Consider the following 20,272-nt stretch of genomic DNA (forward strand, 5'->3'; position numbering starts at 1 on the left):
GCGTCTCGGCGTGCCTGCTGATCAGTCTTAAATGCAGGGACAATACCCAGCGCCCGATAACCCGCCTCTATTTCGGATCGCAAAAGCTCGTTTACCGCCCCGCGCCAATCCTCTAGCGCAAAGTCGGTAAATGCCGCCCAAAACACCTCCGCTTGCGTCTCAAATATCTCGTACCGACGTTTATGTCCCTCCTCAATGTCTGCGCTCTCCTCCGGGGACAGCGAGGAGCCTAACACGATATTGACCCGCACCATCTCGTCTTTGCTTATCTCGTCGCGGTACGAAAAATACTCGGGTGGATATTGCGCACCGCATTTGCGGCAATTGAGGTCTAAAATCGGGTGTTTGACGTTATCCATCGCCTGCTCAAACTCCCGGTACGTCTGCCGGCCGTAATCGTAGATTTGCGTCTCGTTATACGTGTTACACGCAGAGCAGCGACCGCAGGAAAAAACTAACGCATGTATCGGCATCGACCAGTTAATATCATCCATTCTCGTCACCATCCGGCTTGTGTTCGATGATGTCGTTCGGCTGCACCCCGAAGTAGCTGCAAAGCCGATCCAGTACCTCCATCGACACGTATTCGCCTTTATCAAACTTTGCAATTGTCGACGGCCCCAAGCCAAGCGCCACACGCAGATCAGTTTTTTTCATGTCCCTTTCAAGCATTAGCCGAAACATCGGCTTATACGAAAATGCCATCTACAATACCCCTTTCGATTTTCGATATGTTGTGTCTACATCATAATATACAATGTACGCGATAGCAAACTTTTTTTACCGAAACCTGTTGACTTGATATACAGTAAATGATATATTAAATACAGGAAGTCAAACAAAGGAGATGAAAAAAAATGGACTGGAAAGCACTGGCGAAAGAAATTCTCGATAACAACTACGTCGCAGGCGTTCGCAACCTCTGTGACGATGAGAATTACGAAGTCGGTGACGAATGCCGGCAGTCGTATGAGTGGGACCTTGAGTATGATTGTTCTACGTACTATACGACCGGCGAGGTGGCCGGCGGAACGTGCGCAACCAACATCGAATCCAATTACTTCAAAACTGATGACTGGGTTTCGGAGCTTGCGGAGCGGCTCCGCGCTGTTGTTGAGATGAACGCGAAAGAGTACGGGGGCAAGCGTCAAGCAATCATCGTCGGAAAACAGGTCGAAACCGACGGATATTTTGACCCAGAAGAAGTACGCATCGTCGACGCCGTAGTGCTGGCAATTATTGAGTAAACATACCGCATAAGACCTCACCGCAAGGGAGGCGGCGGATACAGGAGGATAAAATGAATAATCAACAATACAAAACCCAATCCCTAATGGAGGGGTACTTTAATTTGACCTCTCCTCAAAACGGACCTTACTTTTATCCTGTAAAAATACTTAACCCCCAATTAGCAGAGGACATGGAAAAAATCGCCCGGCGTATCCGGGAATTGTCTCAGCTAGATAAGCCGACGGATGAGTTGGCGATTCTTTGCGGCATCCAAGACAAGAGTTACCACACAGTCAGGTACGGATTCGTCCGGAAATTTTCCGGTCTGGTGTATATTCAGATGGCGAATGGGGACGTTTGGAAAGCCGAAGGTCACTCGACAAAAGGAACTCCCGAAGTCCTTTACAGAGAGGGATATATCTCGTTTGAGAAGATCGACATTCCCCAATACCAACGAGAATTTCGGGAATTTATCGACACGATCAATTGGGAGGTAGAGGATTATAAAGAGGCTTCTCGCATAAGGGAGGCGATAAAAAAGTATTGGATCGTAATCCCGTACAGGTTTTGGAAGTTGTTCTCCGAAAAAGGGAGCCAATATCTGTTGTCTGAATTAGGATACACCGAGTTTTATGATTGGGACGTAATTGCCGAACGTATCAAAGACGGAATCCTCCCTACGTATGCCAAAACCAAATACCGTGAATATTTGAATAAGAGGACAACAAAAATAAATATGTTTAGCGGTTGCGTGCGCGATCTACAATGAGCCGGGATATACTCGGCTCTTTTTCATTTTGTAGCAAGTAAACAATTATTTATTTGTTGACACAGTAATACAATTTAGTTATACTTGTATTACAAGGTAAACACAAGAAGGAGGAATTGAAATGAAACTGGCGGACATTATGAGACGGTCGCACGAACTGGCGAAAGGGTTTGAAGGTCACTATGCGGCACGTCTGGCGTTGGCATTGCGGCAAGCGTGGGCGGAAGCAAAAGCTGTTGCCGCTGCTTCGAAACTGGTCGGCCTGGATCTCTGCCGCGGCATCGAATGGACCGAGGAGGCGGCGGTCGTCACCGAAGTCCATAGTGGCTGGTCGAAAGGTTGGCTGGCTCGTGTAACGCTGGCTGCACCTGGCGCACGGTACGATCTGCACCGCGAGTTTATCGGCGAAAGCAAGCGCGATATGAGTCGTGCTGGCAACGGAACAAAGACGTATAAGCTGTCCCAACTGGCCGACGGCATCTACGAGGCAGACAGCGTCTACCGCAGCTATACGTCCTTCCGCACCTACTTCCGCGTTGCGGGAGGAAAAGTAGTTGAATTGTACGAAAACAAAGCAGTAGCAAAAGCGGCACTGGCCGCTGTAAAGGAGGCAGCGTAACATGATCGAGCAAATCAAATCCGAACTGGTGCGGTTGGGTCTGGCAGACAACGACTACAGCGATTCAATTGTCGTCTACGACGAAGGGGCCGGCGTAATCCGCCTAAGTGACGGTAGCGCCGACTGGTACGGACGAGGGGAAGTGGCGCTGAACGCCTTAAAAAGGCACGACGAAATGTCGTGGGAGGACTTTTGGGAAGTTTTCAGTGACGACGGCGTGGCGAACCTGGGAAACTGATACCGCCGCTCGTGGGTGTGACGGAGGCCGCCGAGATCCTCGGTTGGCCTCGACAGAAGGTTGATCTGTATCTGCGGCGCGGCAAATTTCCCGAGCCTGTCGCCCATCTGCGAAGCGGCAAAATCTGGTTGCGTGAAACGATCGAGCAATACCGCGATTGGAGGAACAGAAGTGACAAAGACTAGTAAAACATCACAGATAAATGATATTCTGGTCGCTGCTCTCCGAAAAGAGTTGCGACGTCTCAATGTCCCGACGATTAAAGTTTGGTACGACTATGAGACAGAGTCAATAATGGTCGGAGACGATGAGGTGGCCATCGAATCTGACGAAAAAGAACTTGAAGAATTAAAAAAATTACCAAATCTCGCGGGCAGAATTGCTGTTATGGCGGCGTTATTCAATAACTGGGAGTGATGAGACTTTGCCAGCGATAAATTCAATCGAACAAGTTTTCTTCGTTCATGATTAAGCATAAAATCCCCGCCAGCCACCCGGCCAGCAGGGATTTTTCATGCGTGTAGCCGCTGATTTACACGGGTTCAGCGGCTGAAACCTTTGCAGACCACTTGCCGAATGTACTGGACTACGTGGCGCGTAATCGTCAAAACATACATTCAGCTTTCCACCTCGTCATGGTGGTCGACCGGCAAACCGCCGATCCCTATATAGTATTTTAACATGGTTTTGCTTTTAATCAAACGCCCCAAGCCGGTCCAGCACAACGAGCGTCCGGTAAAAGCTCGTATCGCCTTTCGGATCGCTTAGGATCGGCCGGCCGTTTTTGGTCTTCTTGGTCAATTTGTCGACCGTTGACTTTGCCCATACCGGCGGGTCGGTCGGCTCCAACTGCTTCTCCAACGCTTCCACGCGCCGCAGGAGCGCCTTGATTTGTTCCTGCACCTCTTCATCCTCCTGTTCCGTTAATCGCGCCAGAATGGCATTCTGCGCGGCCTGTGAAGGCTTTTTCCCGGCCCGGTAGTCGGCCAGAGACAGACCAAACGTCATTTCAAAGTGAGGATAGTCCTTAAACGACTTCCAATCGCCTCCCCATTCGAAGCCGAGCGACTTGGCGATCTCGACAACTTCCATCCAGTCGGCTTTACCGTTGCCGTTGCCGTCTCGCGTCATGTCCCACGAGACGTTTTTTCCGTCCGGCATCAAAAGGCAAAAATCAATTGCCACGCCGAAATTGTGGTACGAGTAGCCGCCGCGGGCGTTGGTCACGATCTGGCCGGGATTGGTCCGGCCTTGTGCGTAAAGCTCGTTTTGCTCCTCAATCGTCCGCAGCCCCTGCGTGATCATAATCGGGACACCGGCGGCATAAGAGCGCTCGATCAGCTTTACCGTTGCCTGCCGAACTACCGGATGCAGACCGCTGAGGCGATTGGCCGATTTGTTTAGGACGTACTCAAGCTCCAGCATTGCGATCACCTGATTTGCCCTGCAGCACTTCGACGGCTTTTTGTAAGCCCGGCGGGATCGGCGCACCAAGCCGACCGGCGTTCTCGATCAAGCTCAAAAGCTCATTTGCCAGATAAAAGAAAATCGCCGCATCCCGGAACAGATGTGCGTCACCGAGCGCCGTGTCGACCAAATGAGCGACGGCGACAATCGCAAACATGGCGATCTTCTTCGCGATCCCCCACGCCCCGACCTCAGAAGAAAGCTTGCCCTCCTTGGCTGCTGCCGCGAAGCCGGTCACATAATCGAGTGCCACGAACGTGAGCAGGATAGAGAGTAGCATTGACCAGCCTCCAAACAGATAAGATGCGACAGCGCCGCCGACTGCAATAGCAGGTTTCACGTATTGTTCCATTCAGACCGTCTCCTCTCAAAGTAAAAGGCCCCGCTTATGCGGAGCCTCTACGCTTCATAATCAAATCCGGTGATTTGTTTATATTGTTCGGCTGTAATCCAGCCGGCTGCAACAAACACTTTAATGCCGTCATTGTCATATCCCGGCATGCCGGCATCGTAATACTTTTTGATCCACTGAAACCGCATTACGCCCCACCTCCTCCCGACGCTGTTTGCAAGGCGGCGATTTGGAGCATCAGGTCGGCGATGATTGCGTCTTGTTGTTGCAACTGGGTGTCTTTGGCCGCCGAGTCGATCATGAGCGCCGCGATCTGTTCGTTCAGTTCGGCGACTTCTTCGGTCAGCGGCGGTCGTGGGTTTTGCGGAAGTCCTGGTTCTTCCGTCCGGTATGTGAATGTAATGTTACCAGTATCTGGGTCAACTCGGAAACTCGCACACATCGCAAGCTCTTCTCCGTACTGGTTCGGCTCCAGTTCTACTACACCCACCGCATCTGGACTGTATTCTGATAGAATCGGGTAGGCTTGCATTTCTTCTTCAACCGTCATCGGCACGAATCCGGAACCGACTTGTTGGTGCCGGATAAAGATGCCATTTCCAGTTGCTTTTTCATAGTACAAACGTGTTGGGATAATTTGCAACGTCACCCCTCCTTCCTTTACTCAAACGCCATCCAGTAGACACGTTCAGTCTGACCGGTAGATGAATATTGGCTGTAATGTGTGATAATGTCAAACCCACCTGAAACAATTTGGAACTGATTGGCTCCTGACCCGACGCTTGATGTGCGTGCAAGATAGGCGTTTGCAGAACCGATGTATTCGAAATGGTTATACCATGTACCTGTATCAGCATTAATAGGAGAAGCGTTAGCGATTGTTGCGATGAAATAATAGTTATAAAAGTCCATCGCGAACACGAACTTCGGTGTAAATGACAATCCCCTAATGCTGAGTTTTGCATAACCAGCGTTAAACGTGGCATCCGCAGTCCCACCCGCCCGCCTCTTGCCTGCGTCAACCCACGCCGAACCATTCCAATATTGGAGCACTCCTCCATTCACTCGCGTCGGCGCTAAAGTCGTGCCGCGAATTTTTATATCTCCGTTGGTTTCAATTATTGTTTGATTATTGACGCTAAGACGGCCTGTATAAACTGTACCGCCGTTGATTGGGTCAAGATAGATGTCACCAATCTGATTCTTCACAGCAAGATGTGTTCCGCCAGTATTAGGGTATCCAATGTACCCGCTACGTGCATCAGGGTTGCTAGTTCTAGCAAAAAACTCCATATACGTATGATCAGCGCTGCCCGGTTTAAGTCTTAATGAGCCTCCACCATTAGCAAACTCTCCGATTCCCCTAAAGAGAATATTATCCGTTGCACCGTAAATAATGAGCGACGATCTTGCGGTTGTGTGGTTGTATATATTCCAAGTGTTACCTGAAGCAGAGTAGCCGACGCTGAATTTTTGGACACTTGCAGAATCACGGTGATTGATACCTGAGACAGCCGTTTGATTATCATTTGTCACCTTTATGTTTACTGCCGGAAGATTCCCCGCGATCTCCAAGTTACCGGTCATCGTATCCCCAGCTTTTTTCACATACTGAGTGTGCGGGTCCCCAGAACCGCCATGGTTTCCAGCGTGCCAGAGCCTTTGCCAAGGAGTCCATCCATCGCTTTGGTGGTAATGCCTAACATACATTTCATCCGAGCCTTGGTAAGATTGCGCAATTTGCGCCCGACCGCTGGCTGTGTCTTGGTAGAATAGTGTACGAATATGCCAAAACTTACTATCACCCGACGGTGTGTTTGCATGAGACGTTAGAATATAAGCATCCGTAGTTGTGTTAGGGTCTATCCCGTTACTTCCATTGTACACCGCGATCTTGTTAACACTCGCGTCTCTGGCTGCATCCACTTCCGCTTTACGTGCGATGTCGTCTGCCGCAGCCGGAGGGCCTACCTTTGCACGTCCGTTCGCGTCACGAATCATCAGTTTGTTTGCGTTGCCTAAATGTGTAGCGCCGTGTATGTTGGTTGTTGCAGCGGCGTGTGCGTTTAAATTGACTTGGACAGCGTCAACATCCACCTTTCGTGCAGCGTCATCATCAGCCGATGGGGCGGCAAACTTGGCCCGACCGTTCGCATCACGCTGAACGATTCGATTTGCCGTTGCTGCGCTGGTTGCTCCGTGTGCACCGTTTGTTATTGCAGCGTGCGCGTCAAGATCAGTCTTCCGCGCCACATGATTGGCGGCCGTCGGCGCGCCGACTTCGAATTGACCGTTCGCGTCACGCTGCACGATCCGGTTCGGCGTCGCCGCATCCGTAGCACCGTGTACGAGCGTCGCGTTTTTGTGCGACACAAGCTCATCCTGCACCTCCTGCAGTTCGGCCAGCGTCGCATAAATAACGGATTGATCAATAACGGCCGAAACGTTTGCTGCATTGCCGATTAATGTGAAAATGTTGTACTTCTGCTCGACAACGTCAGCGCCTCCTCCGGCCGGGATGTATTCAGCGCCCGAACCAGCATTGGCGTAGCAATATAGGATTTCCCCAAGGTCGGGATCGAGGGCGAAAACGCCCATCTCGCGCAGGTAAAAACCAGTTGTGACGTCCTGATTTGATAAAACCGTTTGAACGAGCGCTTTTCCCCCAGATTGTGTTTTCAGCCCAATGATCGGCAGCGTCAACTTCGGGCTTATCAGTCCTGTCAAATTTCCAATACTCTGACCGCCGAGATTGCCGTCCCCGACCATGACTTTTGTATACTGCAGCGGGGTCCCGATCTGTGCTTTTGCTTGCAACGCACGCCCCTGATTTGTAATGTAAAAGCCTCCAAGAGCCCCCATGTTACACCACCTGTTCGCAAGTAATTACTGATCCGACTTGTACCGGAAAGCCGAAGCGTAACTGCATCTCGTCGTATTTCGAGATTTCTACCCCCTCCAGCCATGATCGGGCATTCTTGACCGAATTGATCGCCGCTAGAAACTCCTGTGCCCGGGTCGTGGTAGCTGCCGGATCACTGGTCGTAATCTTGAAATAACCGGGTTGGCCGCCGTATTCGTACCACTCTCGGACTTCGCCGCTTCCAAAAACGGTCGATATCAAATCCTCGACGGCCGCCGGCGTGCCTTTTTGCTTATGATACCGCAGCGAATTTTTGACGAGCTCTCGCTTTTGCTCCAGCGGCAATGACGGATCGTAAAAGTCGACAGACCATTGCCACGCGAGCTCATCGACCCATTGTTCCGGCAGCGATTCAAGGTTATGGACGATCGCGACTTGCGGGATCAGGCTCGTCACTGCCCGCAGCTGCTGGTCAATCGATTCGGCCGCGGCGCGGATTGTCTCGTCTTCCCGGAGGTTCGGCGGAATCAGGTCGATCAGTTTTATATTCGCAATATCAATCACTTTCGAGCCCCCCGTACGTGACAGTTACATTTGCAGCGATGGCTACCGAGGTATTAGGGACTTGCGTATAGACCGGTGATGTCACTTCAACGCGGCGTGCGCCGGCGTTCATCACAAGCCGGACGAGTTCAGAAGGCATCAAGTCGCGGCCGATCCGGGCCTTTTGCCAGAGCACATACGTGTCGATTGCCTTTTGGACTGCTGACTGTACTTGAGCTGATTCTGTCGCCCTGGATGCGTCAATCCAATAAGTCATCGTCAGATCGTAATCGACCGCCTCCGGAGCGAGCACCGTCACCTTATCGGTCAGCGGACGCCGGCTACGGTCATTGACCACGTCCGCGACTTGGTCGAGTACGTCCTGCGTCGGCAATACGCCGCCGTCCATCAGTACACGAATTTCGACTTCAGCAGGAGCCGGGGACCACACCATGACATCAGAGATTCGCGGATTAGCGGTTCGCGCCCAGTAGGCGTAAGCTTCCGTCGGACCCGCCACCGAAAACTTTTCGGGAGATACATAAATCCGTTCCCGATAGGGGTCATCCTTCTCGACATCTGATCCACCTGAGCTCTCGGTCGTATTCTCGATACGTGCGATGAAGGGAAGTGGGTCGACGAGGACATTGATCTGTCCTGGCAGATACCCATTTCCGATCTCGCCGGCCGTCAGGCAGTCCGCAGGCACATCAACATAGAGGGCACCCGCCGGAATCTCCGCCACTTCCGTGGTTGCGAAAAAGATATCGGTCCCTGGGCTCACGCGCGTCCCGACCGGTATCAGTTCCGCGCTCGGCCTCGGCACGGAAAGGTGGAACCGGACGGTCGTCATGGCCGGCGTCGCATCGAGACGCGGCGTCATCGTTAGTGCGCCGATCTGATCGAGCATGTCGCCGCGGGCATACCGCAGCAGGTTTTGACGTGCGGTATCGTTGATTATCACACGCTGCTGAATGATGACGTCGGCAATGGCGTACAAAAAAAGCCGCACCGGATCGCCCGGAAACAGCTTGTGTCCTGAGATTGCTTCGTACACGGTAACCATGTCGGTTTTGATCTTTGCCGGATCAACGTCGACAAGTTGGACCTCTGGAAGGTCGAATATGCTGCTCACACCGTAACCCCCTCTCTAATACGAATTTTTACGATCGGCATAAGTCGGCCATCGGAGCCTTCATTGTTGTACTGCACGCTGACGACTTCGACTCGAGGCTCGTACTGCTCGATCGCGTCGAGGATTTTTGCTGTCAGCTGGGCTTGTGCGATCGGGATCGGTGTGTCCAGGTCGATATAATCGACGCCAAAGCCTCTATCAAGCGGCACGGTGCCTTTGACCGTCGTGACGATCGTGCGGACATTTTGAAGGATTGCTTCGATGCCTTCTGCGGCAAAGATGATCTCCCCCGGCTGCGCAGAAACCGAATATTCCATGTCACCACCTCACACGTATTCTTTCAGCGTGACCGTCGCCCCGCCGGTCAGCAGCCGCCCCTTGCCGTCAAACGCCGTCCATTCTTGGTCCACAGACTCAAGGTACCAACGGCCGGCGCCCATCGGCACACCGCCAATGACTAGCTTTTCCGCCTTGCCCGATCGCGCGATCCGGATCAGTTTTGTGAGCTCATTCCGCGGGTTGACCCCATATCGCACGTCAAAGCGCATCGCGAAGGTGATGCTATCCTGTCCGGGGCCAAGAAATTCGGGTTTAGGCTGCTGTAAGTGGATCTCGTGGACCGCCCAGCGAGCCGTCGTACTACGTGAAAAGTCCTGGAAGGTCCGGAGCAGGTTAGACGAGGCGACAAACACCACATCACCGAACGTCCCGATCATGGCGATTCACCCACCGTTCCGAGCCAATATCCCGTTTCAAGGCCATTACCGAGAAATAGACATAAGACCTGCTGCCCGACTGCCGGCATCTTGATCGACGTGTACTGATCGTATTGCAAGGGCGGCATGACGAGCTGTAGCCAGTCGGATACCTGGTCATCTCGGTCTGGGAAAGTCGCACGCAAGGCCATCCGGCCGGTATCGACCGCCGAAACAATTCCGACTCGTATGATGCTTGATAACATCAGTACCCCAACACCTTTCTAATTTCCAACTGCGTCGTGTACCCGCCGACACCGACGGAGTGCGTCGCTGTCTCGACGAAATATTTGTTGTCAAACGCCCCGAAACCAGCCAGTTGGACCGTCACCCCTTGAACCAGGGCATAATCCCCCATGAGCGTCAGACGCGCTCTCTGCGCCTCCTTATTGCGCTGCCGGAGGGCGTTGCGGGCCTTACGGATCGCCTCAGCCTCGGAAGCGACGCGCTCGTTAATTTTAAGCGTTGGTCCGGTTGCGCCGGGCGCCCGGAAAGTCCCTTTGATCGTCCGTTTTTTGCTGCTGTCTTGATACGAAATCTGACAAGCAGCATAGGAGACGTCGACCGTTTGAAGTTCGAATGAATACGACAGGATATCGGACTCGCCTCGCGTTAACGTCCGGACCGGCTTCATGTTCTCGTATTTCCGGTCATCATAGATGACGACCGCACCATTCACTACCTTGAGGGAGCAGCCCTCCTGCTCGACCAGACGATTCAGGAAGACGATGTCTGTCTCGTCCGTCTGGTCAATTCGGTCAAAATTGACGTCGCTCGCCTCAAACATAAACTTCATGCCGGCGCTGGCTGCGATTCGGCTACCGATCTGCTTTAACGTGACTTTTTCCCACGATTTCGTATGCCGCTCGTTTTTGATCCGGGCGTTTCCCGGGTAGGAAACAGCCTGGATGTCGACGGTATCGGGCGGGCCGGAAAAGTTAATGGTGTCAACCTCGAATGTCCCGCATTTGAGAGCGCGCTTTTTCCCGTCAAATTGCCAGTTGTGTAGGATGATCGACGCTTCGATCTTTTCCCCACGCTTCGGTATCCACGGCCCCCGCCAGCGCCCTTCACGGTCCGAAAGAGATATATTCAAATCGTCCGCACGGCCATTGCCGTTGTCCGTATAGGTCAGAGACGTCAAAAAAGGCGCGATATCTCGAGAGATATTCACGCCTTGGTACTTGATTTCGATTTCGGTATAGCGGCTCATACGATCGACCTCCATGGCGGTAGGTCAGAGGCTGTTTGCGGCGGCACTTCCTGCGTTCGCAGCACGACACCGGCACCAAAGATAACCGTCCTCATATGTTCGGGATTAAGCTGCATGAGGTTGGCCGTTTGCGAATCGTCGCCATACAGCTTGTAGCTGATACCGTCCCATGTGTCGCCTTGGATCGTGACGTATTCAGGCATTGAAGCTCAACCGCCTTTCCTCTCGCATGAATTTCCGAAGGTTTTTAACCCATTCTTCATACGCCGATCCTATAGCCTGCTTAATCTGCCCTGCATCGGCCGACCCTCCCGGAATATTGATAACCGGCTTAAACGGCGCGTTAATGACCACGCTGCCGCCATCCGATTTTCGCCCCATCGCACGGTTTGCTGCGTCTAGGAGAGCGTGAGAGCGCGGGGAATTGTTTTCTGGAATGATCCACTCCGGGGACCCTCCTTCCCCCACCCAGGCGAGTTCAGGGGAATCGACATAGCCGCCCTCTGCATAGCCGGGTATATCTGGAAGTCCCCATGTGGCCGGGCGACCGATCTGTGACCAAACGACTTTTAAATCGATGGTCTTCTCCGTAGGAAGCAGATCCATCTCAGCGTTCAGTTTCGATACTTCCTGCAGCGCTGACATAAATCGTTCCCGCTCCGCCTCAGTCAGGTTCTCAAAGTTGGCAGCCTGCTCTTCGAGTTTGCTTCCGAGGTCGAGTTCGATCAGAGTCTTTTGAGCTTGGTACAACTCCTCATAACTTGCCCGCGCATTTCCGAGCTCTTCAAGTTTAGTGATGTATGCATCGATCTTTTCGACACGATCTCCAGTCAAATCGTCGATGACACTACCAAGCTCCATAAGTTGCGCATTGTTGTTAAAGTGGAATCCGACTGTCGAACCGATCTCATTCACTTTCTGTCGCAGTTCTTCCAGCTTCGATGTCCGTTCATCCGAGGCATCCATCTGCATTATTCGGGCGAATTGCGCTTCAAACTCCTTGAATGCCGGGATTGCAGCATCCAAGGCGTCTTTCTGTTTCTCTAGCTCAGTCGTTTGCTTTTCAAGCGATGCGATTTCTTTCTCCAAATCAGGCAGGTCGCGGCTTTTTTCGGCCACTTCTTTTTCGAGCCGCAACCGTGCGAGCTCAGCCTCCGCAGCAGATTCTTGCTGCAACAAACCGAGTTTCTCGCGGATTTTCCCGTTTTCGATATCATACTGCGTGATCGTTTCCGGATATAACTCCTGTAGCTGGGACGTAATATCGGCGAGACGTTGCTTTTCTGTGTTCAAATCCCGGGAAGCGTCGGTATTGTTGCGAATGATCGAATCAAGCTTTTGATATTCGCTCACAAGATCCTGTGTAGTAGAGTATTTGGATGCTACCTCTTCATACTGCTTGGCAGCCTCCTCCAGTTCCTCGCTCATATTGATGAGCTCAAGACGCGCATCTTCTTGGTGCTTTTTATAAGCAAGGACGCCGGCGGTCAAGGCCCCTACCGCGCCGACCGCGATACCCACCGGATTCGTAAAAAATCCGAGAACAGATCCAAACGAGCCAAGCGCCTTGTTGGCAGCCCCTACTCCCTTGGTTGCAGTTGCAACGGCGTCATCGACTCGTCCGAAGCCTTTGACGATCGTTAGGACGTTCTTACCAATCAGGGCGGCAGGCGTCGCCAGAGCGATCGCTTTGATCAATTCGTCGTTCTCCGTCGCCCACTCCGCAAGTCCCTCGAGCGCAGGCATGAGGTCTTCGGCGATGGGTAAAACCAGTCCCGTCATGAGCTGACGGCCGACCTTTTGAAAGTCCTTACCGATGGTATCAAGCTTGATCTGCTCGATCTCTTCCATCGTGGCTTTGGTCATATCGAATTGCCTTTCGGTGGCGCCGAACGCCGAGATAACGTCCTTCTCGACATCTTCCCACTGCGTGCCGAATAAGGCCACACCGAGCTGTGCTTGCTCGAGCGGATCCTGAATCTCAGCGAGTTCATCAACAATCGTCTGGAGCGCATCCTTGCCTTGGATTGCGCCACTAGACAAACCGTCGAGCAGATCTTGACCCCCACCCAAAATGGCCGAAAGCGTTGTGATCGTGTCCTCGGCTTTCTTGCCGCCCTTCTGGAGGTTCTTCACCATCTCGCCGGCCGTTTCCTTACCCACTTTTCCGACAAGTTCCAAGTACTCGGCGGACTTCGTGCCACCTCTTGTCAAGGCTTCGGTCCATTTCTCGATGTCTTCCGGAGCGAGGAGAGCAGCCAAAGCTTTGTATGTGGTATCGCTACCATCTTTCAGGCGGATATTGAATTCCTTTACTGCGTCCCCGACCTTGTCAAGATTCCAGGCGCCGGCTGCGAGGCCGGAGGCGAGAATGTCGAACATTTCATTCGCGGTATAACCCAGACTGGCAAATTGCGGCGCATATTCGTTTGCGGTATCCAGCAGCTCATTCGACTTGTTGAGCCCCTTCTGCGCTCCTTGCGCCAGCAAATTGTACGCTTGCGTGGACGTGATGCGGAACTGGCGCATCATCGTATCCGCTGCCTTGACCGACTCGGTTATGTCCTCACCGAAGACGTCCCGGAACAGAATTGCCTCTTTCGTCATCTGCTGAAGCTCGTCGCCCGACTGCTGCGTTACCTGTTTCACGGTCGCGATAGAGTTCGTCAGATCATGAATGCCCTCACTGAGCGGAAGCTCGTAAAGTTCTTCGGCAATCTGCTCGATCTCCTGCATTTCTTCGGCGCTTGCACCCGTTGCAGCCTGTAAGTTTGCCATAGAGTCGTCAAAATCACGAATCGTGCTGAAAATATCCCGGAAGCTGTTTGCAACACCATCGACGATTGCGAACGCACCGGTGTATTCGGCGACACGCTTCAGGGTGTCGCCGAAATTGCGGGTGTCGCCCTCTACAGATCGGATTACGCGCTCAGCGTCCCGAGCTTCTTTGCTTATCTTCCCGAACGCATTAGAGCCGGAAATATCGCGAAGCTCTCGCTCAATTCGCTCGATACTTTCACCAGCTTGACCGAATGTTTTACGGAAGGAGGATTCGAGCTCACCGTTGAGCCGAAAGGCTATTTCGTATTCTCTACTTTTTCCTTGCGCCACGCTTGCCCGGTCTCCTTTCCTGCAATTTTCCGATACGATCGATCCAATCTACCAATTCCTTTAATGGTAATGATAGAAAATAAGGGATGGGCGTATAGGTGACGATCGCGAGAGAAGCCGCTAGGTCTTTTATGCTCGAATCCTTCGTCAAGCCGACAAGAACAAAAAATTTTGAGCTCTCAACGTCACTCGCGAAAAATCGCCTGCCGAAAGCTTCCGGATCAGTTCCACCGGCACCCCAGCCGCTCTGGCAACAATGTAAGATTGATAGGCTTTCGATGTTTCTTTCACGAACGTGCTGCCGTTATTTTCGGACAGGAATTGCCTTTCGCATGCGATTACATCCTCGCCGGTCAAACTTTCGAAATCGAGGTTCAGTTCGGCATACGTTTCTCCCTCGAAAGAAATAGGCCGGCGCAGCTTGAAAATGCTGCCCCCGGCCTTCTCTTCTATGTGCTGTTTTTCTTCAGCCATCTTCTGCCCTCCCTACATGCCGAGCTGACGGCGGACCTGCTCCAGCATGTCCTTGCCGTCAACCCGGAACACGAAATTGTATTTGTCGATCTCGATCACTACTTTTCCGTCTTCCCAGATTTTGATATAGGTGACCTCGAGTTCCGTGCTCGTACCGGTTGTCGTTGCCGGTGCAAAGTTGCCCGACGTAACATTTTTTGCGATCGCCTTGACCGAAACCCGGATGCCGACGGATCGATACTCGCCCGTTGCCGGATTGTACACCTGCTGGGAGCCGCGGAAGTCCAAAGCATGGCTCACCGGACGCAAAAGCTCAATCGCTTTACGGTCTACCGTGCGCCAATTGAGCGTAGCGGTCATGCTCCCGAAATGCCCGATCGTTGGACTGTCAACTTCACCCGCAATACCTGCGCCGCTGACAGTCTCGGTCATTGACTCGATATTCGGGAGCACGATATCGCTTACTCCCAGCCAAGTGTTTCCGTCTTTGTAGACCGAAAAGTTGATGAGTTTTTCAGGAATCTGATACATTCAATCATCACTCCTTATGCCGCCGTGATTGCGGCCAGATATTGCGGATCATACTCGACGATAAAGTCGATTTCACGGGCCGGCGACGGCGGCGTCACGTAGACGCGGAACCTCGCGATTCCATCCGCAGTGTCGACCGCCGTATTATCCGAGGCCAGATATTCGACACGACCGCCGAGGATATATCCTTGTGCGGTGAGCCCGTTGAGCCAGAGATTCAAGCTACCCGTGATCGCTTCGGCAAAGCGCGGCGTGATCGGAGCATCTACGTACTGCCAGATCGTCAAGACGATGGTATTTTCGATGAAGTTGAACATCCGACGATTCGGAATAAACGAATCTTTCGGATCGGTGTTCGACGGATAGACGCCGGTCCGGTTGCCCCATGCCTTCCAGCCGCCGATGAAGTTGAGCGCCGTTACGATGCCGTTTCCGTTCAGAAAGGCAGCTTGATCCGGGCCGAGGAAGACTTCCGTCCCATCCTCCAGCACCGCGCCGTCGGCCTGGAAGTTGTGGTTGGACGGTGACATGTACGGGACACCGCCGCTCCCGGCGTCCGTTACGGTCATCACGCCGGCGAGCTGCGTCGATAAATGGTACTGCTTCCCGCCCATCGTAAGCTTCGGGTAGCAGACGACCTGCAACTCCGACGTATAGTTGTTGTCTTCTTTCCATGCCGGCGCGTCCGTGTAGGTGTCGACCGTGTCAGTCGGGATGTCGGTCAGGGCGATGGCCTTGAAATGACCGTTGATATTGCTGGCTTTCGCCGTCATTACCGCAGCGACGACCGGATCCTGCGAAAATCCGGGGGCAAGTACCATGCCCGGAACGATCCGGAAACGTGGGAAAATCTGATTGATCAGCTCAAGCCCCGTCTCTTTGCCGGTCGCCACATCAATGCCGCCGATGATGTCTGCGCTCGCCACGGTCTCCGGCGCCAGTTTGTCATACCCGACCTGCAGCTCCGTCGAATTCGAGGGGATCGTCCCTCCCGAAAGCACCGTAATAAGAAGGAATCCACGGGCATCGAATCCAGCGACATAATCGGTCCCGGCCGTGTAGGTCGTCGCGCCGTCGTTCGACTTCACGATGACGCTTTCTTTGAGCACGCCTTGTTCGTTGATTGTGATCGTCCCCGATATGATGTTTTTCGAAGCCGGTGCTACAGTCGTTTTGTTGACAGCCGGGTCCAGCACGTTGATCAGAATCGCGGGCGCGGCTCCGAACAGCGCAAAATGCGAATGGATGAATTCGCACAGCGAGTAATTCCAGTCATCCGAATATCCGAACGCCTGGACCGCTTCGGCGTATGTGTAGCAAAGTACCGGCTCGTTAACCGGCGGCGTTGCACGCTGCGACAGGTTGACGGGCGCTGTGCCGAAAACGACCGGCACAATATCCGAGGCAACGGTCGGCGTGATCGAGCTCGGCACTTCGGAGATATACACCCCGTGTTTATAGGACATTATGCTTCACCATTCCTTTCTTTCAGGGCAGCTATTGCCATGTATTCAACCGTTCCGGGCGATTCGGCGCGCTTCACCGCGGCCGGAAATCCCGATACCGGAACGATCAGCCTTTCAATTTCCGGCCGCTGGTCGACGAGGTCGCTGAGAAATGGTGGAATCCCGCCTCCCCGGAACACCCGAAAACGCGACAGGCGGCCACCGGGCAGGTTGGGACCGATATAGATCAGAGGCTCGGGAGCCGTCGCGGTTTGCTTTTGTTTCTGTTTAGAAGATGTGGCCATGGATATCTAACCTCCCGTTATATTGTTGTGTCGCACTTTGAACGGTCCAGATGCTTTGGGCCTGGCCTACCCAGAGCGGATAAGGCTGCTCTTCGGGAATTTTCCAGTTGTATGGCTTCTCAATCCTGAACTTGTTTTCGAGCGCCGCCTCTCGGAATAAAGCAATCCGAACATGCTCCATTAGATTCAAGAGATCGTATGCCCCATCCGGATGGACAAACCCGTCAGCAGCCTTGCTCTCGTTGTACACTCCGAAGAGGAGGTCGACGCGCACCGTCGATAGAAGCGGCGCCGCCGGCTCCATCAACGGATCATTGCCCTCCACGATTCGAGCGACGATGTACGGAAAATCGATCTTATCGGGATTGCTCGGGTTCTTGAACGGCAAGAACCAGTCGAACACCTTCGGAGTCCGGAGATTCCCCCGGTCACCCTGCGCCGCAGCGTAATCAGCGACCGTCCCCTTCAGAAACTTGACGATCGCTTGCAAGAGCATAAATGCCGTCATTTTGACAACCTCCCCAGCACGCGATTCAATTCATGATCAAGACGTTGCGACATGCGGCGTACCGATTCCTGCTGAAGGTGCTCGGCTACGCCGGGCTCGCCCAGCATCGCCGGAATCGCCGGACCGTACAGTTCATCGACAGGCAACCGTTGCTTCCCGGCACGACGAAAAACACCGATATGGCCGCTGTTCATCTTCGCAACGAACGCCCCGGGGATCGGCTTCATTCCGCCCCCTTTTTTGACGGCGGCTTTCAAGACCTTCGGCTGCTTGGCAGGAGGATTGCGGGGCGATGTCCGGAACTTGATCAACGGCAAACTCGGTCCCCGAGAGGTCAGAAGCAATTCCAACCTTCCCGGCTCGGCTTTGCTTACCTTGATCGTTTTGAGTACGTCGCCGTGTTTGACGTAGTACGTCTCGCGAACCTTCCTGGCAGCCTCCGTTTTAATGCCGGCGGACACCCGGTTCAGGGCAGCAGAAAAAGCCTTCGGAACGTGTTTTTCAACAAACCGAAGGCTAACCACCGCGTGCTTCAGCTCTTTTCGTGTCGAAGTAAAGTCGATCATGAACGGTTCGCCTCAATCTCAACCGTAAGAATCCCCATTTCGGCAGCTACGCGCCGGACGATGTAGGGATAGGTGTCTTCCCCGGCGAGGGCAAAATATACAAGCTGGTTCTCGACAGGTACGTACCCGAGATCGGCCTGACGCATATAAAGCGTCAATTTCGAGGCATACGTCCCTTCCGCTGTCTCATATGCCGTCAATTCGTTCATGTCGCGGTCCACTACCGCCAAAAGCTCAATCGAGTCCATTCCGATTGAGCCGAACAGCACCGGCTCTCCGAATTCGGAATCGAGAAAAACGTTTTGGATGTCGCGCGCGACTTGATCTTTGAATCCCATTATTCCTTCGACCTGCTTCCGCGTCTCGGTTTGACGTCGGCCAGAATATCTGTATTAGGGCCGTCCTCTTCGGGCAGGTTTACATTGCTATCATCGGCCTGCGGCTCACTCTGTGAAGTTGAAGGAAGGTCGTCCGGAGACGTGGGCGAATCCCCCTCGCCAGCGCCACCACTCGGAGGTGCTGGCGGGTCGTCTGGTTCTTCGTAGCTATCCAGCCACTCGCAAACGCCAGATTCGATCAGGTCGTTCTCGTCCTTTTCCGACAGGCCATCTATTACTTCACCCGGGCCATAGATTCGCTTGCCATCGTCAACGAGACCTCGCTTTACGATTACGCTCATCGTCGCTCCCCCTTAATAGACGTCGGCCACGAACCACCCGTCGATATCAGCGGGCATCGGTACAGGACGGCTGGACAATCGGATCATGCGCTGATCCTTGTTTTGGTCAGACCAAGATTTCGGGATACGCGTACCTTCGTAGGTATGGAAATTTTCGTCCGACTCCATCTGTGTAATTGCTCCATACACAAATTTGCCGAGGTTCGGCCGGCACAGAATAACATGGTCGTCCGGGATGTACGGCTGCTCGACGCCGTTGTCGTCGATGAACCAGTCATCATACGTGTACAGTTCGAGACCGAGACCCGGAAGACGTCCGCAGAAGGTCAGGGCTTCGTCCACGACGCTCGGATTCATGAGAGCAAGCGTGGCGTTCTGCTGTTTCAGCATCTCTTGGATCTCCGAATCCTTCCGGAATTTCTCCCATGCACCTTGGCCGAAGATCGCCATCGTCGGGGCTGCGCCCGACTTTTTGATCACTTCCAAGCGCCATGTCTGCAGATTTCCGTATTTCTTGCCCGCCGAGCCAGCGTCATCCCATTTAGCCGTAGACGTCAGCGTCACTTTGTTCGTGAAACCGTAGTTGATCTCATCTTCGACATATTGAGTGTCAAGATGATCAATGAAGCCTTTGACGACGATCGGTTTACCAAGCAGCAATTCCCGACCCATCCATTCGATTCTTCGGGCGATCATGTCGTCCAATTCAGCGAGGTCGGTGCCGAGCAGTTCGGCTTGTCGCTGCGCTGGCGTCCGCTGGCTGAACAGGTTCTCACCCATACCGCGAGTCACAAGGTCATCGATCGTCATAACACGCTGCGGCGCAATTTTCGGCGCCGTATACTTTTTGGTTTGGTAGCCGTCACGCGCCACTGTAATGCCGCCGACACGAGGAGCCACGAACGGAGCCATCTTCCGCTTGCCTTTCTTGTAATCAAAAAGCACGTCCTCCGTCACGAACGTTTCAACGCCCGGGAAGAACGTGCTGGTAATAAATTTTCGGAGAGGCATCATTTTACGGACAGCCTCGAGCATCGTGGTTGTTTTATACAGGTTCAGGTTCATAATTTCAGTCACCCCTATTCATTGTATTCGACGACATCTTTCAAGAAGATGCCCAGTTCGCGCAACCTGATCTCATGCTTGTCAGCCGTGTCCGACCCGCCAAAGATCAGAGCCTGGCGATTGAATTCGCCGGAAATATAGGCCGTTGTGACGACATCTCCGGCCGTCGTGTCGACGTCATCGGTCAGGATGCAATCCGCTGTTTGGCTACCATCCGCCGCCGAGCTATCGACAAGTTTAGCCTTATTCGAAGCAGTAACGATGCCGAGTACAGCTCCGCGTTTCAGCACACCTTGGCCGGCCAGCAGTGTGACCGATTTAATGTCGACCGGATGGTTAATGCCGGCAAACAGTTTGTCGGGCGTCGTCGACCCAAAGTTGTCGTTGAAAAGATTTGCCATCGT

The 20,272-nt window shown here is 53.2% G+C and carries 29 protein-coding genes and 1 pseudogene; 5 read left to right on the top strand and 25 right to left on the bottom strand.

What is annotated here, in order from left to right:
* A pseudogene (locus tag ABEV74_RS10900) lies at window positions 1-494 on the bottom strand (DUF2325 domain-containing protein); the annotation flags it as partial.
* On the bottom strand, window positions 487-705 hold the full coding sequence (locus tag ABEV74_RS10905) for a helix-turn-helix domain-containing protein (protein WP_430145964.1): 219 nt from the start codon (window positions 703-705) through the stop codon (window positions 487-489). The gene ABEV74_RS10905 and the pseudogene ABEV74_RS10900, both read right to left, overlap by 8 nt.
* A 152-nt stretch (window positions 706-857) precedes the next feature.
* Here ABEV74_RS10905 and ABEV74_RS10910 point away from each other — a divergent pair, with 152 nt between their 5' ends.
* The 5 genes from ABEV74_RS10910 to ABEV74_RS10930 all read left to right on the top strand — a co-directional run bounded on the left by ABEV74_RS10910 (window position 858) and on the right by ABEV74_RS10930 (window position 3,273).
* A complete protein-coding gene (locus tag ABEV74_RS10910; RefSeq protein ID WP_430145965.1) occupies window positions 858-1,247 on the top strand; it encodes a hypothetical protein in 390 nt (129 codons plus the stop codon).
* A 53-nt stretch (window positions 1,248-1,300) separates the two neighbouring features.
* Window positions 1,301-1,999, top strand: a complete 699-nt coding sequence (locus ABEV74_RS10915) for a hypothetical protein (RefSeq protein ID WP_430145967.1) — start codon at window positions 1,301-1,303, stop codon at window positions 1,997-1,999.
* Between the two features lie 121 nt (window positions 2,000-2,120).
* On the top strand, window positions 2,121-2,618 hold the full coding sequence (locus ABEV74_RS10920) for a hypothetical protein (RefSeq protein WP_430145968.1): 498 nt from the start codon (window positions 2,121-2,123) through the stop codon (window positions 2,616-2,618).
* 1 nt (window position 2,619) lies between these two features.
* A complete protein-coding gene (locus tag ABEV74_RS10925; RefSeq protein ID WP_430145970.1) occupies window positions 2,620-2,856 on the top strand; it encodes a hypothetical protein in 237 nt (78 codons plus the stop codon).
* A gap of 171 nt (window positions 2,857-3,027) precedes the next feature.
* The gene (locus ABEV74_RS10930) at window positions 3,028-3,273 is read left to right on the top strand and encodes a hypothetical protein (RefSeq protein ID WP_430145972.1); all 246 of its coding nucleotides are present in this window, start codon (window positions 3,028-3,030) and stop codon (window positions 3,271-3,273) included.
* A 276-nt stretch (window positions 3,274-3,549) separates the two neighbouring features.
* Here ABEV74_RS10930 and ABEV74_RS10935 read toward each other — a convergent pair whose 3' ends face one another.
* From ABEV74_RS10935 to ABEV74_RS11045, 23 genes are all read right to left on the bottom strand, one after another.
* Complete coding sequence (locus ABEV74_RS10935; protein WP_430145973.1) at window positions 3,550-4,281, bottom strand: M15 family metallopeptidase; 732 nt, start codon at window positions 4,279-4,281, stop codon at window positions 3,550-3,552.
* Window positions 4,268-4,675, bottom strand: a complete 408-nt coding sequence (locus tag ABEV74_RS10940) for a phage holin family protein (RefSeq protein ID WP_430145975.1) — start codon at window positions 4,673-4,675, stop codon at window positions 4,268-4,270. Before ABEV74_RS10940 ends, ABEV74_RS10935 begins: the two co-directional genes overlap by 14 nt.
* Window positions 4,676-4,722: 47 nt before the next feature.
* Window positions 4,723-4,863, bottom strand: a complete 141-nt coding sequence (locus tag ABEV74_RS10945) for an XkdX family protein (protein WP_430145977.1) — start codon at window positions 4,861-4,863, stop codon at window positions 4,723-4,725.
* Window positions 4,863-5,318 (bottom strand): hypothetical protein, encoded by a 456-nt coding sequence (locus ABEV74_RS10950; protein ID WP_430145979.1) that lies wholly within the window; start codon window positions 5,316-5,318, stop codon window positions 4,863-4,865. The genes ABEV74_RS10945 and ABEV74_RS10950 overlap by 1 nt, the downstream gene beginning before the upstream one ends.
* Window positions 5,319-5,335: 17 nt before the next feature.
* Window positions 5,336-7,537, bottom strand: coding sequence for a phage tail-collar fiber domain-containing protein (locus ABEV74_RS10955; protein ID WP_430145980.1), 2,202 nt, complete (start codon window positions 7,535-7,537; stop codon window positions 5,336-5,338).
* 1 nt (window position 7,538) lies between these two features.
* Complete coding sequence (locus ABEV74_RS10960) at window positions 7,539-8,102, bottom strand: phage tail protein I (protein WP_430145981.1); 564 nt, start codon at window positions 8,100-8,102, stop codon at window positions 7,539-7,541.
* Complete coding sequence (locus ABEV74_RS10965) at window positions 8,095-9,216, bottom strand: baseplate assembly protein (protein WP_430145983.1); 1,122 nt, start codon at window positions 9,214-9,216, stop codon at window positions 8,095-8,097. Before ABEV74_RS10965 ends, ABEV74_RS10960 begins: the two co-directional genes overlap by 8 nt.
* Window positions 9,213-9,533, bottom strand: a complete 321-nt coding sequence (locus ABEV74_RS10970; protein WP_430145985.1) for a GPW/gp25 family protein — start codon at window positions 9,531-9,533, stop codon at window positions 9,213-9,215. Before ABEV74_RS10970 ends, ABEV74_RS10965 begins: the two co-directional genes overlap by 4 nt.
* Before the next feature lie 9 nt (window positions 9,534-9,542).
* Complete coding sequence (locus ABEV74_RS10975; protein WP_430145987.1) at window positions 9,543-9,932, bottom strand: phage tail protein; 390 nt, start codon at window positions 9,930-9,932, stop codon at window positions 9,543-9,545.
* Window positions 9,929-10,177, bottom strand: a complete 249-nt coding sequence (locus ABEV74_RS10980) for a phage baseplate assembly protein V (RefSeq protein WP_430145989.1) — start codon at window positions 10,175-10,177, stop codon at window positions 9,929-9,931. Before ABEV74_RS10980 ends, ABEV74_RS10975 begins: the two co-directional genes overlap by 4 nt.
* Window positions 10,177-11,184 carry a phage late control D family protein gene (locus ABEV74_RS10985; protein WP_430145991.1) on the bottom strand — a complete coding sequence of 336 codons (1,008 nt, stop codon included), beginning with the start codon at window positions 11,182-11,184 and terminating at the stop codon, window positions 10,177-10,179. Before ABEV74_RS10985 ends, ABEV74_RS10980 begins: the two co-directional genes overlap by 1 nt.
* Window positions 11,181-11,387 carry a tail protein X gene (locus ABEV74_RS10990; RefSeq protein WP_430145993.1) on the bottom strand — a complete coding sequence of 69 codons (207 nt, stop codon included), beginning with the start codon at window positions 11,385-11,387 and terminating at the stop codon, window positions 11,181-11,183. Before ABEV74_RS10990 ends, ABEV74_RS10985 begins: the two co-directional genes overlap by 4 nt.
* The gene (locus ABEV74_RS10995; RefSeq protein WP_430145994.1) at window positions 11,380-14,295 is read right to left on the bottom strand and encodes a phage tail tape measure protein; all 2,916 of its coding nucleotides are present in this window, start codon (window positions 14,293-14,295) and stop codon (window positions 11,380-11,382) included. The genes ABEV74_RS10990 and ABEV74_RS10995 overlap by 8 nt, the downstream gene beginning before the upstream one ends.
* A 147-nt stretch (window positions 14,296-14,442) precedes the next feature.
* Complete coding sequence (locus tag ABEV74_RS11000) at window positions 14,443-14,769, bottom strand: phage tail assembly protein (RefSeq protein WP_430145996.1); 327 nt, start codon at window positions 14,767-14,769, stop codon at window positions 14,443-14,445.
* A gap of 12 nt (window positions 14,770-14,781) precedes the next feature.
* A complete protein-coding gene (locus tag ABEV74_RS11005; protein ID WP_430145998.1) occupies window positions 14,782-15,300 on the bottom strand; it encodes a phage major tail tube protein in 519 nt (172 codons plus the stop codon).
* Between the two features lie 14 nt (window positions 15,301-15,314).
* Window positions 15,315-16,766, bottom strand: a complete 1,452-nt coding sequence (locus ABEV74_RS11010) for a phage tail sheath family protein (protein ID WP_430146000.1) — start codon at window positions 16,764-16,766, stop codon at window positions 15,315-15,317.
* A complete protein-coding gene (locus ABEV74_RS11015; protein ID WP_430146002.1) occupies window positions 16,766-17,050 on the bottom strand; it encodes a hypothetical protein in 285 nt (94 codons plus the stop codon). Before ABEV74_RS11015 ends, ABEV74_RS11010 begins: the two co-directional genes overlap by 1 nt.
* Window positions 17,034-17,558: a hypothetical protein gene (locus ABEV74_RS11020; RefSeq protein ID WP_430146004.1), complete on the bottom strand. Its 525-nt coding sequence runs from the start codon at window positions 17,556-17,558 to the stop codon at window positions 17,034-17,036. Before ABEV74_RS11020 ends, ABEV74_RS11015 begins: the two co-directional genes overlap by 17 nt.
* Window positions 17,555-18,124: a phage tail protein gene (locus tag ABEV74_RS11025; RefSeq protein WP_430146006.1), complete on the bottom strand. Its 570-nt coding sequence runs from the start codon at window positions 18,122-18,124 to the stop codon at window positions 17,555-17,557. The genes ABEV74_RS11020 and ABEV74_RS11025 overlap by 4 nt, the downstream gene beginning before the upstream one ends.
* Entirely contained in the window at window positions 18,121-18,462 is a 342-nt protein-coding gene (locus ABEV74_RS11030) for a hypothetical protein (protein ID WP_430146008.1), read from the bottom strand. The genes ABEV74_RS11025 and ABEV74_RS11030 overlap by 4 nt, the downstream gene beginning before the upstream one ends.
* Complete coding sequence (locus tag ABEV74_RS11035; protein ID WP_430146010.1) at window positions 18,462-18,803, bottom strand: hypothetical protein; 342 nt, start codon at window positions 18,801-18,803, stop codon at window positions 18,462-18,464. The genes ABEV74_RS11030 and ABEV74_RS11035 overlap by 1 nt, the downstream gene beginning before the upstream one ends.
* Window positions 18,804-18,815: 12 nt before the next feature.
* A complete protein-coding gene (locus tag ABEV74_RS11040) occupies window positions 18,816-19,868 on the bottom strand; it encodes a major capsid protein (protein ID WP_430146012.1) in 1,053 nt (350 codons plus the stop codon).
* A gap of 14 nt (window positions 19,869-19,882) precedes the next feature.
* Complete coding sequence (locus ABEV74_RS11045) at window positions 19,883-20,269, bottom strand: head decoration protein (protein ID WP_430146014.1); 387 nt, start codon at window positions 20,267-20,269, stop codon at window positions 19,883-19,885.
* Between the last annotated feature and the right edge of the window lie 3 nt (window positions 20,270-20,272).

The sequence above is a fragment of the Paenibacillus cisolokensis genome, assembly GCF_050481165.1.
GTDB classification, from domain to species: domain Bacteria; phylum Bacillota; class Bacilli; order Paenibacillales; family Paenibacillaceae; genus Paenibacillus_AH; species Paenibacillus_AH cisolokensis.

Coding starts and splice junctions, on each gene's coding strand:
- ABEV74_RS10905 (WP_430145964.1), bottom strand. CDS start 705: ATGGCATTTTCGTATAAGCCGATGTTTCGGCTAATGCTTGAAAGGGAC.
- ABEV74_RS10910 (WP_430145965.1), top strand. CDS start 858: ATGGACTGGAAAGCACTGGCGAAAGAAATTCTCGATAACAACTACGTC.
- ABEV74_RS10915 (WP_430145967.1), top strand. CDS start 1,301: ATGAATAATCAACAATACAAAACCCAATCCCTAATGGAGGGGTACTTT.
- ABEV74_RS10920 (WP_430145968.1), top strand. CDS start 2,121: ATGAAACTGGCGGACATTATGAGACGGTCGCACGAACTGGCGAAAGGG.
- ABEV74_RS10925 (WP_430145970.1), top strand. CDS start 2,620: ATGATCGAGCAAATCAAATCCGAACTGGTGCGGTTGGGTCTGGCAGAC.
- ABEV74_RS10935 (WP_430145973.1), bottom strand. CDS start 4,281: ATGCTGGAGCTTGAGTACGTCCTAAACAAATCGGCCAATCGCCTCAGC.
- ABEV74_RS10940 (WP_430145975.1), bottom strand. CDS start 4,675: ATGGAACAATACGTGAAACCTGCTATTGCAGTCGGCGGCGCTGTCGCA.
- ABEV74_RS10945 (WP_430145977.1), bottom strand. CDS start 4,863: ATGCGGTTTCAGTGGATCAAAAAGTATTACGATGCCGGCATGCCGGGA.
- ABEV74_RS10955 (WP_430145980.1), bottom strand. CDS start 7,537: ATGGGGGCTCTTGGAGGCTTTTACATTACAAATCAGGGGCGTGCGTTG.
- ABEV74_RS10970 (WP_430145985.1), bottom strand. CDS start 9,533: ATGGAATATTCGGTTTCTGCGCAGCCGGGGGAGATCATCTTTGCCGCA.
- ABEV74_RS10975 (WP_430145987.1), bottom strand. CDS start 9,932: ATGATCGGGACGTTCGGTGATGTGGTGTTTGTCGCCTCGTCTAACCTG.
- ABEV74_RS10980 (WP_430145989.1), bottom strand. CDS start 10,177: ATGTTATCAAGCATCATACGAGTCGGAATTGTTTCGGCGGTCGATACC.
- ABEV74_RS10985 (WP_430145991.1), bottom strand. CDS start 11,184: ATGAGCCGCTATACCGAAATCGAAATCAAGTACCAAGGCGTGAATATC.
- ABEV74_RS10990 (WP_430145993.1), bottom strand. CDS start 11,387: ATGCCTGAATACGTCACGATCCAAGGCGACACATGGGACGGTATCAGC.
- ABEV74_RS11000 (WP_430145996.1), bottom strand. CDS start 14,769: ATGGCTGAAGAAAAACAGCACATAGAAGAGAAGGCCGGGGGCAGCATT.
- ABEV74_RS11005 (WP_430145998.1), bottom strand. CDS start 15,300: ATGTATCAGATTCCTGAAAAACTCATCAACTTTTCGGTCTACAAAGAC.
- ABEV74_RS11010 (WP_430146000.1), bottom strand. CDS start 16,766: ATGTCCTATAAACACGGGGTGTATATCTCCGAAGTGCCGAGCTCGATC.
- ABEV74_RS11015 (WP_430146002.1), bottom strand. CDS start 17,050: ATGGCCACATCTTCTAAACAGAAACAAAAGCAAACCGCGACGGCTCCC.
- ABEV74_RS11020 (WP_430146004.1), bottom strand. CDS start 17,558: ATGACGGCATTTATGCTCTTGCAAGCGATCGTCAAGTTTCTGAAGGGG.
- ABEV74_RS11025 (WP_430146006.1), bottom strand. CDS start 18,124: ATGATCGACTTTACTTCGACACGAAAAGAGCTGAAGCACGCGGTGGTT.
- ABEV74_RS11030 (WP_430146008.1), bottom strand. CDS start 18,462: ATGGGATTCAAAGATCAAGTCGCGCGCGACATCCAAAACGTTTTTCTC.
- ABEV74_RS11035 (WP_430146010.1), bottom strand. CDS start 18,803: ATGAGCGTAATCGTAAAGCGAGGTCTCGTTGACGATGGCAAGCGAATC.
- ABEV74_RS11040 (WP_430146012.1), bottom strand. CDS start 19,868: ATGAACCTGAACCTGTATAAAACAACCACGATGCTCGAGGCTGTCCGT.
- ABEV74_RS11045 (WP_430146014.1), bottom strand. CDS start 20,269: ATGGCAAATCTTTTCAACGACAACTTTGGGTCGACGACGCCCGACAAA.